The organism is Geobacter sp. (genome assembly GCF_030834625.1).
Lineage (GTDB): Bacteria > Desulfobacterota > Desulfuromonadia > Geobacterales > Geobacteraceae > Geobacter.
The window spans coordinates 60,920-74,331 of record NZ_JAUQXO010000075.1; the positions used below are offsets into that span (position 1 = coordinate 60,920).

The 13,412-nt window shown below is 62.6% G+C and carries 15 protein-coding genes; 4 read left to right on the forward strand and 11 right to left on the reverse strand.

Features of this window, described 5'->3' with window-relative positions; all coding sequences use genetic code 11:
• Positions 1–80: 80 nt before the first annotated feature.
• The 4 genes from RCH91_RS18020 to RCH91_RS18035 are packed head-to-tail and all read right to left on the reverse strand — an operon-like array spanning position 81 to position 5,953.
• On the reverse strand, positions 81–3,320 hold the full coding sequence (locus RCH91_RS18020) for an efflux RND transporter permease subunit (protein ID WP_306536376.1): 3,240 nt from the start codon (positions 3,318–3,320) through the stop codon (positions 81–83).
• Between the two features lie 12 nt (positions 3,321–3,332).
• On the reverse strand, positions 3,333–3,470 hold the full coding sequence (locus RCH91_RS18025; protein ID WP_306536377.1) for a hypothetical protein: 138 nt from the start codon (positions 3,468–3,470) through the stop codon (positions 3,333–3,335).
• 33 nt (positions 3,471–3,503) lie between these two features.
• Positions 3,504–4,616 carry an efflux RND transporter periplasmic adaptor subunit gene (locus RCH91_RS18030; RefSeq protein WP_306536378.1) on the reverse strand — a complete coding sequence of 371 codons (1,113 nt, stop codon included), beginning with the start codon at positions 4,614–4,616 and terminating at the stop codon, positions 3,504–3,506.
• Entirely contained in the window at positions 4,613–5,953 is a 1,341-nt protein-coding gene (locus RCH91_RS18035) for a TolC family protein (RefSeq protein ID WP_306536379.1), read from the reverse strand. The genes RCH91_RS18030 and RCH91_RS18035 overlap by 4 nt, the downstream gene beginning before the upstream one ends.
• A gap of 235 nt (positions 5,954–6,188) precedes the next feature.
• On the opposite strand from RCH91_RS18035, the gene RCH91_RS18040 reads away from it, so the two are divergent.
• Complete coding sequence (locus tag RCH91_RS18040; protein ID WP_306536380.1) at positions 6,189–6,671, forward strand: DUF2062 domain-containing protein; 483 nt, start codon at positions 6,189–6,191, stop codon at positions 6,669–6,671.
• Positions 6,672–6,758: 87 nt separating this feature from the next.
• On the opposite strand, the gene RCH91_RS18045 is transcribed toward RCH91_RS18040, so the two are convergent.
• Both RCH91_RS18045 and RCH91_RS18050 read right to left on the reverse strand, forming a co-directional pair.
• Entirely contained in the window at positions 6,759–7,760 is a 1,002-nt protein-coding gene (locus RCH91_RS18045; protein WP_306536381.1) for an inorganic phosphate transporter, read from the reverse strand.
• Positions 7,753–8,370, reverse strand: coding sequence for a DUF47 domain-containing protein (locus tag RCH91_RS18050; RefSeq protein WP_306536382.1), 618 nt, complete (start codon positions 8,368–8,370; stop codon positions 7,753–7,755). Before RCH91_RS18050 ends, RCH91_RS18045 begins: the two co-directional genes overlap by 8 nt.
• 208 nt (positions 8,371–8,578) lie before the next feature.
• On the opposite strand from RCH91_RS18050, the gene uppP reads away from it, so the two are divergent.
• Together uppP and radC are read left to right on the forward strand one after the other, a co-directional pair.
• Positions 8,579–9,388, forward strand: coding sequence for an undecaprenyl-diphosphatase UppP (gene uppP / locus RCH91_RS18055; protein ID WP_306536383.1), 810 nt, complete (start codon positions 8,579–8,581; stop codon positions 9,386–9,388).
• Positions 9,389–9,477: 89 nt separating this feature from the next.
• Positions 9,478–10,167, forward strand: a complete 690-nt coding sequence (gene radC, locus RCH91_RS18060; protein WP_306536384.1) for a DNA repair protein RadC — start codon at positions 9,478–9,480, stop codon at positions 10,165–10,167.
• A 12-nt stretch (positions 10,168–10,179) separates the two neighbouring features.
• Here radC and RCH91_RS18065 read toward each other — a convergent pair whose 3' ends face one another.
• Entirely contained in the window at positions 10,180–11,064 is an 885-nt protein-coding gene (locus tag RCH91_RS18065; protein ID WP_306536385.1) for a complex I NDUFA9 subunit family protein, read from the reverse strand.
• A 162-nt stretch (positions 11,065–11,226) separates the two neighbouring features.
• Here RCH91_RS18065 and RCH91_RS18070 point away from each other — a divergent pair, with 162 nt between their 5' ends.
• Positions 11,227–11,703, forward strand: coding sequence for a ferritin family protein (locus RCH91_RS18070; protein ID WP_306536386.1), 477 nt, complete (start codon positions 11,227–11,229; stop codon positions 11,701–11,703).
• A 114-nt stretch (positions 11,704–11,817) separates the two neighbouring features.
• On the opposite strand, the gene RCH91_RS18075 is transcribed toward RCH91_RS18070, so the two are convergent.
• The 4 genes from RCH91_RS18075 to RCH91_RS18090 all read right to left on the reverse strand — a co-directional run bounded on the left by RCH91_RS18075 (position 11,818) and on the right by RCH91_RS18090 (position 13,399).
• Positions 11,818–12,252, reverse strand: coding sequence for a peptidylprolyl isomerase (locus tag RCH91_RS18075; protein ID WP_306536387.1), 435 nt, complete (start codon positions 12,250–12,252; stop codon positions 11,818–11,820).
• A 68-nt stretch (positions 12,253–12,320) separates the two neighbouring features.
• Positions 12,321–12,542, reverse strand: coding sequence for a dodecin (locus RCH91_RS18080; protein WP_306536388.1), 222 nt, complete (start codon positions 12,540–12,542; stop codon positions 12,321–12,323).
• A gap of 116 nt (positions 12,543–12,658) precedes the next feature.
• Positions 12,659–12,880, reverse strand: a complete 222-nt coding sequence (locus RCH91_RS18085) for a tetratricopeptide repeat protein (protein ID WP_306536389.1) — start codon at positions 12,878–12,880, stop codon at positions 12,659–12,661.
• Positions 12,881–13,045: 165 nt separating this feature from the next.
• Positions 13,046–13,399, reverse strand: coding sequence for an NfeD family protein (locus RCH91_RS18090; RefSeq protein ID WP_306536390.1), 354 nt, complete (start codon positions 13,397–13,399; stop codon positions 13,046–13,048).
• Between the last annotated feature and the right edge of the window lie 13 nt (positions 13,400–13,412).

Genomic DNA, 13,412 nt, shown 5'->3' on the forward strand with positions numbered 1-13,412 from the left:
GAATTTTTCGCAAGATCAAGGCTGTCAAGGGTGAGTGCGGAGGCGTAGCAGCGCTACGCCGCACAAGCGAACCCGAAGACTTACGCAGATATTGCGGAAAAGTCGCGTTTCCGGTGCCGCTCCTTCCATGATTCCACCATATAATACAGTATCGGTATCGTCACCCGCGAGAGGGTCGTGGAGGCGATCTCCCCGAACATCATGGCCAGGGCGAGCCCCTGGAAGATGGGATCGAAGACGATGACGAAGCTCCCCACCACCACCGCCGCGCCGGTCAGGAGCATGGGCCGGAAACGGACCGCCCCCGCCTCGATGATGGCCTCGTCTAGGGCAAGCCCCTCCCGCCGTTTCAGCTCGGCGAAGTCGATGAGGATGATGGAGTTGCGCACGATGATCCCGGCCAGGGCGATGAAGCCAATCATGCTCGTGGCGGTGAAGAAGGCCCCGAACACGGCGTGGCCCGGCAGGATGCCGATGAGGGTGAGGGGAATCGGCGCCATGATCACCAGCGGCGTGGTGAAGTCCCTGAACCAGGCCACGACGAGAAGGTAGATGAGGATCATCACCGCCCCGAAGGCGAGTCCCAGGTCCCGGAAGACCTCGTAGGTGATGTGCCACTCGCCGTCCCACTTGATGCCGGGGCGCTCCTCGCTCCATGGCTGGGTGGCAGCCCGCTGCTCGATGTGATAGCCGCCGGGGAGCGCTATCCTGTCGATCTCCTTCTGCATCGTGAGGATCGCATAGACCGGAGCCTCGATCTTGCCGGCCACGTCGCCGGTGACGTAGACCACACTCTTCAGGTTCTTCCGGTAGAGGGTCTGGTCCTCAACGCCGGTGGTGACCCGGACCAACTGGGAGAGGGGGACATTCCCCCGGGGGCCGGGGACATGGATGGAGGAGAGGGAGGCCACGGAACTCCGCTGCGCCACCGGGAGCCGCAGGGTGATGGGGACCGGCTCCTTCTCTGCCGGCAGGTGCATGATGCCGGCGTCCATGCCGCCCAGGGCGATCCGGAGGGTCTTCGCCACGTCCTCCACGGCGATGCCGGAGAGGGCCGCCTTCTCCCGGTCCACGGCAAAGGTGACCTTCTGCTGGTCGTCTTCCACGTACCAGTCGGTGTCCACCACCCCGTCCACCTTTTCGTAGATTTCCTTGATCTTCCGGGCGATATCCATGCGGGTCGCTTGGTCGGGGCCGTAGACCTCAGTGACGAGGGTAGAGAGAACCGGGGGCCCCGGCGGCACCTCGGCCACCTTGATGCGGGCACCGTGGCGGTCGGCCACGGCCTTGAGGAGGGGCCTGATCCGGGTGGCGAGGGCGTGGGACTGGTCCTTGCGCTCCCCCTTGTGGACGAAGTTCACCTGGATGTCGGCCACGTTGGAGCCGCTCCGCAGGTAGTAGTGGCGCACGAGGCCGTTGAAGTTGAAGGGGGCGCTGGTCCCCACGTAGCTCTGGAAGTCGGTCACCTCCGGCACGGTGCGCAGGGCATCGGCCATCTCGGCAGTTATCCGGGCCGTCTCCTCCAGGGGGGTTCCCTCGGGGGCGTCGATAATCACCTGGAGCTCGTTCTTGTTGTCAAAGGGGAGCATCTTCACGGTGACAAGCTTGAAGTAGATGAGGGAGCAGGCGATGAGGAGGAGCGCCACCACCCCGGCCAGGAAGCCGTAGCGGAGGGGCTTACGGTGAATGAGGAGCCCCATCCACTTCCGGTAGAAGAGGGTAAGTTTTGATTCCTCGGCCTCCGCTTCGCTCCCGAAGTGGGACTCCCCCTTCATGAGCCGGAAGGCGAAGTAGGGGGTGACCATGAAGGCGATGAACATGGAGAGGAGCATCGCCATGCTGGCCCCCACGGGGATGGGCCGCATGTAGGGCCCCATGAGCCCCCCCACGAACCCCATGGGGAGGATGGAGGCGATGACCGCGAAGGTGGCGAGCACCGTCGGGTTGCCGATCTCGTCCACGGCCCGGATGGCCGCCTCCAGGGGCTTGAAGCGGGTGGTGGTGAAGTAGCGGTGGATGTTCTCCACCACCACGATGGCGTCGTCCACCAGGATGCCAATGGAGAAGATGAGGGCAAAGAGGGTGATCCGGTTCAGGGTGTAGCCGATCAGGTTGAAGACAAGCATGGTGAGGGCCAGGGTCACCGGGATGGCGATGGCAGCCACGGCCCCGGCCCGCCACCCCATGAAAACGGCGATGAGGATCGTGACCGAGATGGCCGCCAGGAACATGTGGAAGAGGAGCTCGTTGTTCTTCTCCTTGGCGGTCTCGCCGTAGTTGCGGGTGACCGTCACCTGCACGTCGGAGGGGATCACCTTCCCCTTCAGGAACTCCACCCGCCGGATCAGGTCCTCGGCCACCCAGGTGGCGTTGGCCCCTTTCCGCTTCGCCACGGAGAGGGTGACGGCAGGGTAATTCGTCGATTTGTTGATGTTCCGAAGGGGCGATTCATGAATCGCCCCTACACCCGCCGGCCCCAGGCCAAAGGAGACGTAGTCCCGGGGCTCCTGGGGGCCATCCGCGACGGTTGCCACGTCGGAGAGGTAGACGGGCCGGCCGTCGCGGGCACTCACCACGAGGCGCCGGGCCTCCTCCGCGCTGGCGATGAAGCCGCCGGTATCCACCAGAACCTCCCGGTTCCCCGCGTCGAAAGCCCCCGATGAAAGCCGGGCGTTCCCACCCTGGATCGCCCCCATGACTTGGAGGGGAGAGAGGCCATAGGCGGCGAGCCGTCCAGAGTCGAGGCGGACCGAGAGCTGGCGCCCGAGCCCCCCGGTGATCCGGGTTTCGGCCACGTTGTCACCCTTCTTCAGCTCGTCGCAGAGCTCCCGCCCCACCCGCCGCAGGGTCTGGCCGTCGTAGCGGTCGGACCAGAGGGTGAGGGTCAGGATCGGCACGTCGTCGATGGATTTCGGCACCACGAGGGGCTCGCCGCTCCCGGGAGGAAGCATGGTCCGCTTCTCCATCACCTTGTTGTAGAGCTTGACCAGCGACTTTTCCATATCCTCGCCCACGAGGAAACGGACCGTCACGAGCCCCATCCCCGGGCGGCTCATGGAGTAGACGTACTCCACCCCCGGCAGCTCCCACATGGTCTTCTCGAAGGGGACCACCACCCGCTCCTCCACCTCCTTGGGGGTGGAGCCGGCCATGGGGAGGTAGATGTCGATCATCGGCACGACGATCTGGGGTTCCTCCTCCCGGGGCGTCACGAGCACCGCGTAGAGCCCGAGCAGCAGCGCAGCCACCACGATAAGGGGGGTCAGCTTCGAATTTATGAACGCTTTCGCTATGGTTCCGGCAATGCCGAGTTTTTCCATTGATATTTCACCTTACCCCATGTCCGGGAACGACCACCCGTGACGAACTACCAGAACGATGCCGGCAATCAGCAGCCAGACCGCCAGGAAACAGAGGAACCAGACGAGGTACGGCTTCCCGCTTCGGGTATCGTCATCATCATGATGCACGCAGGACACCTCCTACGGCTGAAAGGAACGGCACTACCGGACTTCCGCCCCCTCGACCACCTTCTCCACGCCGCCGGTCACGACCCGCTCACCCTCGGCGAGCCCCGCGAGGATCTCGACCCGGTCACCCTGGACCATGCCGGGCTTCACGAGCCGCATCCGGGCGATGTTGCGTCCGTCAACCACCCAGACTGACGTGAGGGCACCCCTCTCCACGACTGCGCCCCGCGGCAGGAGGATCCCCTTCCGTTCCCCTGTGGGGAGGAATACTCGGCCGAACATCCCGGATTTGAGCCCCTTGCCGGAGAGATCCACCTTGGCGGTGAAGGTGCGGCTTGCCGCGTCGGCCATCGGCACCACCTCGGCTATCCGACCCGAGGCGGCCATTCCGGCCCCCTCCACGGTCACCTGCACCGGGGCGCCTACCCTGACCTTCGCCGCCAGGGATTCGGGAACCGCCACCTCCAGCCGGTAGTTCCCCTCCTCCTCCACGGTGAGAAGGGGCATGCCCGGGAAAACCGTCATCCCCCGCTCCACCTGCTTCGCCGTGACGATGCCTGCCATGGGCGCCGAGACACGGGTGTAGCCGGCAACTGCACCGGCCGCCCGCGAACCTTCACGGGCGGCAATCACCCTGGCCTCGGCACGGGCCACCACCTGGTCGGCCACGTCCTTGTCGGCCCGCCGGTTGTCCAGCTCCTGGCGGGTCACCGCCTCTTCCCTGAAGAGATTGTGGTAGCGCTCGAAGGTGGCATCGGCAAGGCGCTTGCGGGCCCGGGCCTCCTCCAGCCCCCGCACCGCTTCGTCCGCCGATGCCGATGCGGATGCGGCCTGGGCCGTGCTCTCCGTCGCCTCAAGGGTCACGAGGATCTTACCCCGGCCGACCCGCTCCCCCTCGGCCACGAAGACGCCGGTGACGGTGCCCGGGAGCCGTGCGGCGATGGTGGCGGCGTTTCGCGCCTTTACCGTCCCCACCGCCTCCATCCCCTCCGGGATCATCGAGTAGGCCACCTTTTCCGCCATCACCCCCGTAACGACAACGGGCTTTTCCATTTCCGCCGTCCCCTCCTTCGCTCCCCCGCAGCCGGCAAACGCCAGGACTGCGGCCGCAAGAAGAGGAATGCCGGTGACTGTCCGAATCCTCATGGGGTCATCTCCTTCAGGAATATGCCGGCGGCGTGGTAGATCCGGGCCGTTGCCAGCAGGTGATCGGTCTCCCGCTCCACGAGGCCGGTCCGTGCACGGTTGAGGGCCGACTGGGCGTCCAGAAGCTCCACCATGGTGGCGAGACCGTTTGCAAACCGCTTGTTCACGAGCCGCGCCCCCTCCTCGGCGGCCAGGAGGGAGTGGCGCGCCACCTCGAGCCTCTTCCCCGCCTCGGCCCGACGCAGGATGCTCTCCCGCACCTGGAGGGCCACCTCCTTGCGGAACTGCTCCAGGTACTGGCTGGCCGCATCCCGTTCGGCCCGGGCCCGGGCCGAGCCGTGCATCCGTTCCATCCCATCGAAGATTTCCCAGCGCAGGTTCACCCCGGCGCTCCACCCATCGTTGTCGTGGCCGAAGGGGACATCCTTGTCGTTCATCTGCACGGAGGCGGCGGCGTAGAGCGTGGGGAACCAGGCGCTGCGGGCGAGCCCCACGGCGGCCTCGGCCCGCGCCACCCCCTTCTCGGCCCCCTTCAGGTCCCGGCGGTTGGCACCAGCCTGGCGCACGATCTCCTCCTCGTTCAGGCGGAATACCTCCCCTGTCACATCCTCACGGATATCGAGGGAATCACCCGATCCGCCTCCCACGGCAAGGGCCAGCCGCATCTTGGCCAGCTTCAGGTCGTTGAGGGCGGTGATAGTCCGCTCCTCCGTCTCCGAAAGGAAGGTCCGTGCCCGCAGCTCGTCAGATTTGAGGCCGGTCCCCTCGCGGCCATGGGCCGTGGCCACCCGCAGATGCTCCCGGGCCTCGGCCACGTCCTTCTCGGCGGCCGCAAGGACCGCCTTTGCCCGCTGCACGGCCAGATAGGAGGCATAGACCGTGAACCCCACATCCTCCCGGCGCCCCTCGAACCGGAACCCCATCCGCTCCGCCTCCCGCTGGGCCATCTCCCGGCCGTAGCCGATCCCCAGATCGAAGAGGGGCTGCTCCAGGGTGAGGGCCGTGCGGAAGTCGGTGGTGGAGGACGGAGTGTTCAGGTTGCTGATCAGGAAGTCATTCTGGGTGAAGCGCCCCTGGTCCAGCTTCATCATGAAGACCCGGGTGGGGAGGTCGGAGGCGCTGAACGCCTCATCGAAAACGATCCGGGGGAAATACCGGCTGAGACTCGCCGCGGCCCCCTGTTCGGCCGCCTCCTTCTCATAGGCGGCGCCGCTCACCAGGTGGTTCCGCTCCAGGGCCAGGATGATGGCCTCGTTGAGGGCCACGGACGGCTCGGCACCCAGCAGGACCGAGGGAGCGAGAAACAGCATCAATAAGACGACAGCAAAAGGCTTCACGGTGCGTCCCTTTCTCGTGATGTCCGGCGCAAAATACCAGAACATCTAATATATGGATTTATATATATGTATTACACTTCGCTATGTCAACCGTAAAAGTATACCGGAGGGAGTTTATTTGTCAGGAAGAGAAGGGGAAAACTCGTGATTCTAAGCGGAGTAGCGGGGAATTGGATTGACAATGCGGGGGACGGACCCTTAGACTCGTACACCCGATTTAGCCACGGAGGATGCGGTGCTCGACAAGGAAAAGTGGAAGAAGAACATCAGGGCCATCCTTTCCCTCGACAGCCATCCGGGCCACATCGCAGCCGGCCTGGCGGTGGGGGTTTTCATCAGTTTCACCCCCTTCTTCTCGCTCCATACGGTTCTGGCCATCGCGGCAGCCTTCATCTTCCGGCTCAACAAGCTCACCTGCGTCACCGGCGCCTGGGTCAACACCCCCCTCACCGTGGTCCCCGCCCTGGCGGCCAGCTACAAGCTCGGCCTGGTGGTCCGGGGGCTTCCCCCCCAGGAGTTTCAATTCAAGGGACTCCAGTGGGCACACCTCAAGAGCCACGCCGTCACCCTCATGATCGGAACCTCCCTCCTCGGCTTTGCCGCCGCCCTCGTCTCCTATGCCCTCTGCTACTGGCTCGTGGTCCGATTCAGGAAGAAGGACGAGACCCTCGCTGTCCTCACCGAGGAGATGGAAGAGGTTGGCGAAGAGCTGGAATAAAAAAAACGGGGAATTCCCCCGCTTTTTCATATCGTATGATTCGTGACCCGTCACTGTTCACCGGCTCCGGGCCCTGGCAGGCGCCCCCTACTCGCCGAGCATGGGGGTCAGCACCTGGTAGGTTGCAAAGGCCACCATGGCCGATGCCGGAATGGTGAGCACCCAGGCGATGAGGATGCGGCCTGCCACGTTCCAGTTGACCGCCGACAGCCGCTTGGAGAGGCCAACACCGAGGATGGTGGAGGTGATGATGTGGGTGGTGCTGACCGGCATGCCGATGGAAGAAGCCCCCATGATGACCCCGGCCGAGGCGGTCTCGACGCAGAAGCCATGGACCGGCTGGAGCTTCACGAAGTCCTTCCCCACGGTCTTGATGATCCGCCACCCGCCGCCGGCGGTCCCGAGCCCCATGGCGACGGCGCAGGCGATCTTCACCCACGTGGGGACCTCGAAGGTGGACAGGGACCCGTAGCTCACGAGCGCCATGGTGATGACCCCCATGGACTTCTGGGCGTCGGCGGTGCCGTGGGAGAAAGCCATGAAGGCGGCCGAGAGAATCTGCAACCGCCGGAAATGCTTGTTGATGCTGTGTGGCGAGGTACTCTTGAAGCACCAGAGCATGATGACCATGACGATGAAACCGAGCGCCGTGCCGACAATGGGAGAGATGATGAGTGACAGGATGATCTTTTCGAGTCCCTTCCAGTGGAGGGCCGCCGTGCCGGCATGGGCGATAACCGCCCCCATGAGCCCGCCGATGATGGCGTGGGAGGAAGAAGAGGGAAGCCCGTAGTACCAGGTGATCAGGTCCCAGATGATGGCCCCCAGGACCCCCGCCAGCACCACCATCTGGGTCACGCTGCCGGCGTCCACGATTCCCTTGCCGATGGTGGCCGCCACCTTGGTGGAGATCATGGCTCCGGCGAAGTTCAGTACCGCCGCCATGGTGATGGCGGCCCTGATGGAGAGTGCCCGGGTCGACACGCAGGTGGCGATGGCGTTGGCCGTATCGTGGAAGCCGTTGATGTAGTCGAACGCAAGGGCCGCCCCGATGACCAGAATGAGCATCAGGAACGTGAGGTCAAGCATTTTTTACCACCACACTTTCCAGGATGTTGGCCGCGTCCTCGCACTTGTCGGTTGCCCGCTCGAGAGTTTCGTAGATCTCTTTCCACTTGATGAGCTGGATCGGATCCTTCTCCTCGTCGAAGAGCCGGCTGATCGCCTCGCGGCAGACCCGGTCGGCCTCGTTCTCCAGGGCGTTCACTTCCACGCAGTATTCCGCAATGTGCTCGAACTTCCCTCCCAGCAGGGCCACTCCCTTGGCGACCGACTCGCACGACTTGAGGATGATGAACGCAAGTTCCTTCGCCTCCTGGGTCGGCTTTTCAACGTTGTACATGACGAAGCGCTGCGCTGAGGCGTCGATCAGGTCCAGGATGTCGTCCAGGGCCGCGGAGAGCGCATAGATATCTTCTCTGTCCAGGGGGGTGACGAAGCTCTTGTTGAGCTTCTGGATGATGTCATGGGTGATCTGGTCACCCTTGTGCTCGATATCCTTGATCCGCTTCTGGGTCCCCTGGGGGTCGTCATAGTTGTCCATCAGATCTTTGAGGAGTTTCGCCCCCTCGATTATGTTGGTGGTCATGTCCTTGAACAGGGCGAAAAACTTCTCTTCCTTGGGAATAAGGCCGAACATTGGTTCCTCCGCTTCTGTTACGGCGACAGGGCGCCGCGGGGTTTAGGTCCAAAACGGAAGAGAAATAGCACAGATTCGCCCCGCTGCCTATGAAAATTATTGCAACGGTGTTACAACTCCGTGCCATTGCGCCACCAGACTTTGACTTGCTCGCTCACATCGGTTACGCTATTGCACTCACGTCAGCACTCCAAGGAGAAACCCGGTTATGAACCCCCTTCACGCAGCAGTCCTCGGAGCCCTCCAGGGCCTCACCGAGGTTCTTCCCATCAGCAGCTCGGCGCACCTTATCCTTGTCCCCTGGCTCATGGGGTGGCCCGAGTCTGGGCTCACCTTTGACGTGGCCCTCCACCTGGGGACCCTCATCGCCCTCGGCCTCTACTTCCGCCGCGACATCGCCGAACTGGCCGTCAATGCCCTCTCGGGTCTCAAGGGGGGGGTGCACTCCTCCGCCACCCGGCTCCCCTACTATATAATCGCCGGCTGCGTCCCTGCCGCCATCGTCGGCAAGACCCTCGAGGAACCCATCGAGGCAATCTTCCGCTCGAACCAGGCCATTATCGCCGCCCTCCTGATCGGCTTCGGGCTCCTGCTGGCCCTGGCGGACACCATGGGTTCCAAGCGCTGGCGCATGGACCGCATCGACCTTAAAAACGCCATGGTGATCGGCCTCGCCCAGTGTCTTGCGCTCCTTCCCGGGGTTTCCCGCTCCGGCATCACGATCACAGCGGCCCTGTTCCTCGGCTTCACCCGGGAAACGGCAGCCCGCTTCTCGTTTCTCCTCTCCCTCCCCATCGTGGCCGGGGCGGCCCTCCTGAAAGTCGGTCACCTGGTGCGACAGGGAATACCCGAGGGGGAACTGCAGCCGCTTCTGATCGGCGTCGGCGTTTCGGCCCTCTTCGGCTACGTAAGTGTCGCCCTTCTCCTCAAGCTCGTGCAGCGCTATTCCCTCTACCCCTTTGTCTGGTACCGACTCCTGGCGGGGACAGCGGTCCTCCTCTACCTCTTCAATCAATAATCGCGGTCTGAGCCCCTTTTCATTATTCTTGACCCATGCTACAGTTCCCGCGCCCGATCGGGGAACAATCAGCAGGGAGGAATAATCACATGACAGGCGGCATCAAGGGGTGGCCAGAGGACGAGCGCCCCCGGGAAAAGCTGATGCGGCGGGGGAGCCCGACCCTCTCCGACGCTGAACTCCTGGCCCTCATCATCCGCACCGGTGACTCGGTCACCAAACGCAGTGCCATCGATCTCGGCAGGGCACTGCTCCAGGAGTTCGGCGACCTCAGAACCCTGGCCAATGCAACGGTAGGAGAACTCTGCGCCGTGAAGGGGACCGGCCCCGCCAAGGCATCCTCCATCAAGGCAGCCCTGGAGATTGCAGCCCGCATCAATTCGGAACGGCTCATGATCTGCAGCGAGCGGTTCACCTCCCCCGAGCAGGTCTACAACCATTATCACTACGCCTATCGGGACCGGCGCAAGGAGTACTTCATGGTGCTTCTGCTGGACGGGAAGAACAGGATCATGCGGGAGGTGCAGATATCCGAGGGCTCCCTTAACCAAAGCATCGTCCATCCGCGCGAGGTCTTCAACCCGGCCGTGCGGGAATCGGCCGCCGCCGTGATCCTCGTCCACAACCACCCCACCGGCGACCCGGCCCCGAGCCGCGAGGACCTGGAGATCACCCGGCGCCTCCGCGAGGCCGGCGACCTCATGGGAATAAAGGTTCTCGACCACATCATCATCGGCGACGGCCGCTTCACGAGTTTCGTTTCGGCAGGCTTCATGTAGACCAGACTAGTATCAGCGGCGGAGATACTTGGCGATTCCCGGCTCGAACCGCTCCGGCTCGAAGCCGAAGACCTGGGGCCAGGGGCTCGCGCAGATGTTCTCCTCGGTCAGCATGGTGATCTGGTCCATGGTGACGGGAAAAAAGGAAAAGCCCTGCATGAACGGAACGACCAGCTTCATGATCCCCAGGGGGTTCGGGATCTTCGGCACGTGCCCCTTGCCGATGACCCGGCCGATAGTGTCGAGCAGGTCGTTGTAGACGATGCGGTCGGGGCCGCACAGCTCGTAGGCCTGTCCCGCCGTCTCCGGCTTCTCCAGGGCCAGGGCGAAGCAGCGGGCCACGTCATCGGCGGAAACCGGCTGAATCCGGTACATCCCGTCGCCGATGACCGGCACGGCCGGGTACGACCTGATGTAGCCGGCCAGCTTGTTGATAAAGTCGTCCTTGGGACCGAAGATGATGGAAGGGCGAAAGATGGTCCACTCCAGCCCTGAAGCCCGCACCTGCTCCTCAGCCCGCCATTTCGACTGATGGTACCGAGAGGTGGCGTTGGGCCGGGAGCCCAAGGCCGACATCTGGAGGTGGCGCCGGATTCCCGCCCGCCTCGCCGCCTCCACGACGTTCCTGGTCGCCTCCACATGGAGCTTCTCGAAGGTCACTCCCTGTCCCGGAAACTCCCGGATGATCCCCACGAGGTTGATGGTGGCGTCACACCCCTCCACCGCTGCCGCAAAGGTATCGAGCCTCGTCACGTCCCCCTCGGCCTGCTCGACCCCCTGCTCCACACCCTCGTGCCTCCGGTGAACGAGGAGCCTCACGGTGTGCCCCGCATCCAGGAGCGCCTGCCTCACATGGCCGCCGACAAAACCGGTTCCGCCCGATAGAAATAGTTTCATGGTTGCCCTCTCCTTTAAGCCAACACGATATCCGTACGATGATGAATTGTAACGCACCCCCGTTCAATTGCCAGCGGTCGGCGTATACAAGACCCTTGTGCTCCTGCGCCGGGTGTGTTAAGAAAGTATCATTTATCGAGACACGGAGGAGGAAAGAGGACCATGAGCGAACAGGGTGCGGTCTGCTACACGTTCGAAGCCGCCGTGGAGATGGCGATCACGATGGAGGAAGAAGGGTTCCGGCATTACCTGGGCGCCATCAAAAAGGTGAAGCACAAGGGAGCCCGCGAGATTCTCAAGGAGGCCGCCCTGGACGAGCTGGAGCACAAGCACAGCCTGGAGCAGGCCCTCCTCGAGGGACAGATGGAGGGGGCCGAAGCTCTCGGCAAGCCGATCTCGACCATGAACCTCAGCTACGTCCTCGCCAAGAAGGAACTGAGCCCCAACTCCGACACCCGCGAAGCCCTGGCGTATGCCATCCACCTGGAAAAGGGCTCCATGGATTTCTACAAACGCATGGCCGAGGGATGCGCCGGTGCCCCCATGGCCGGTATCTTCGAGAAGATGCTGGCTGACGAGACAAAGCACCTGCTGCAACTTGAGGATCTCTACGAAGAACACTTCATGACCGAAAACTGAGCAAACGAAGCCGGGCCACTCAACCGTCGTTTCGAGAAGCTCCGGCCAGACGTAGAAAAAGGGAAGAGGCGCAAAGCCCCTTCCCTTTTTTTCATTTCCTGCGCCTGATCGGAATCAGGCGATCTCGATGAGTTTGATGTCAAAAATCAGATCACGGCCGGCCAAGGGATGGTTGGCGTCAAGGGTAACGGTTGTGTCGTTCATCTCCGTCACCGTCACATTGAAGACCTGGCCGTCATCCTGGGTCACCTCGTACTGCTGCCCCAGCTTCGGCTCGGCATCTTGGGGGAGATACTCCCGCTCCACCTCGGCCACGAGTTCTTCCATCCTCGGTCCGTAGGCCTGTTCCACGGGAATCGTCACCGTCTTCGCCTCGCCGGAACTCATGCCGATCACCGCCTCTTCGAAGCCCGGAATCACGTCACCCTCGCCAATGGTGAATTCGAGGGGACCGTTCCCTCCCTCTTCGGATGAGTCGAAGATTTCTCCGGTGGTAAGCTTCCCGGTATAGTGAACCTTGACGGTGTCACCCTTTTTTGCCTGTGCCATGTTTGGTTTTCCTTTCCCGTGTAATGGACTGTCCGACACCATCAATTCAGCGTTTTACACACAACACTTTATCCCTTGATCTGAAATGCCACCTTCAGCACCACCTGGTACTCGGTGACCGCGCCGTCATCACCCACATGCCCGCGAATCTCCTGAACCTCGAACCAGGAGAGCTTCTCCAGCGACTGGTGGGCCTTGGTAACGGCCGCCTGGATGGCCGCCTCCAGCCCCCGCTTCGACACCCCGATAATCTCCACCTTTTTGTAAATTCTGTCGTCACCGTAGCTCATGGCATCCTCCACATCGTGAATTTTCCACAAGCTTACCACCGGGCGAAGACGTGTAAAGGGGCAGAATCAGTCAGCTGTCCCAAACGCCTTCAGATCAGGGGACAGCGAAGCCACGTTCACTTTGCCGGCAGCGCATTCAGCCGCTCCTTTGCCTTGGTGACCAGCTCAGACTGGGGATGCTTGGCAATGATCTCTTCGTAGAGCTTTCGGGCATGCTCAAGATTGTTCTGCTTCTCCTCGAACTGGGCCGTCTCGAAGAGTTCCTGTGCACCTTTGCCGGAGCATGCCGCCAGAGAAAGCGCACACCAGCAAAGCACTATAACAGCCATACGTCCCATCATTTCCCTCCTCAAGAATACATCAAGCAGTTTCACACAACCGGGCGCCACCGATGCCGATGGACGCACGGCCTGTGATCCGCCGCATTATGAAAGAATGCTCAAAAAACGTCCAGTGAAAGTTAGCGAGGCTGGCTCCTCCCCCGTCGACTGCCACAGCTCCTCTCAGAGCTTGACCACCCTCAGGAGATGTCCCTGGCGGGAAACGACCTGAACTGCATGGCCAGCCATGGAGGAGCAGACGTCAAAAGGGGGATCGATCATATCTACCGGTGCCCGACCTTCCCCATGATTCGATTTGCGCCTCAGGTACCTGCGCCATCCGAGGGAACAGGCAACCGACACAGCAACCCAAATGACCACGTGAATCAGCAGACCGAAGCCCCCCCAGAGAAGGGACCAGCCGCCGACCATGAGAGCCCCGAGCCCGAACCAGACCATGGTGAAGGAGGGGAAAAGAAGTTCCACTCCGATCAAAACGAAACCAAAAACGATCCAGTACCACCATTCGCACGCCACCTGCCCACCCCCA

Bases quoted from the DNA above. Each gene is read 5' to 3' on its own strand.
- RCH91_RS18020 (WP_306536376.1), bottom strand. From the start codon at position 3,320: ATGGAAAAACTCGGCATTGCCGGAACCATAGCGAAAGCGTTCATAAAT.
- RCH91_RS18030 (WP_306536378.1), bottom strand. From the start codon at position 4,616: ATGAGGATTCGGACAGTCACCGGCATTCCTCTTCTTGCGGCCGCAGTC.
- RCH91_RS18045 (WP_306536381.1), bottom strand. From the start codon at position 7,760: ATGCTTGACCTCACGTTCCTGATGCTCATTCTGGTCATCGGGGCGGCC.
- RCH91_RS18050 (WP_306536382.1), bottom strand. From the start codon at position 8,370: ATGTTCGGCCTTATTCCCAAGGAAGAGAAGTTTTTCGCCCTGTTCAAG.
- uppP (WP_306536383.1), top strand. From the start codon at position 8,579: ATGAACCCCCTTCACGCAGCAGTCCTCGGAGCCCTCCAGGGCCTCACC.
- radC (WP_306536384.1), top strand. From the start codon at position 9,478: ATGACAGGCGGCATCAAGGGGTGGCCAGAGGACGAGCGCCCCCGGGAA.
- RCH91_RS18065 (WP_306536385.1), bottom strand. From the start codon at position 11,064: ATGAAACTATTTCTATCGGGCGGAACCGGTTTTGTCGGCGGCCATGTG.
- RCH91_RS18070 (WP_306536386.1), top strand. From the start codon at position 11,227: ATGAGCGAACAGGGTGCGGTCTGCTACACGTTCGAAGCCGCCGTGGAG.
- RCH91_RS18075 (WP_306536387.1), bottom strand. From the start codon at position 12,252: ATGGCACAGGCAAAAAAGGGTGACACCGTCAAGGTTCACTATACCGGG.
- RCH91_RS18080 (WP_306536388.1), bottom strand. From the start codon at position 12,542: ATGAGCTACGGTGACGACAGAATTTACAAAAAGGTGGAGATTATCGGG.
- RCH91_RS18085 (WP_306536389.1), bottom strand. From the start codon at position 12,880: ATGGGACGTATGGCTGTTATAGTGCTTTGCTGGTGTGCGCTTTCTCTG.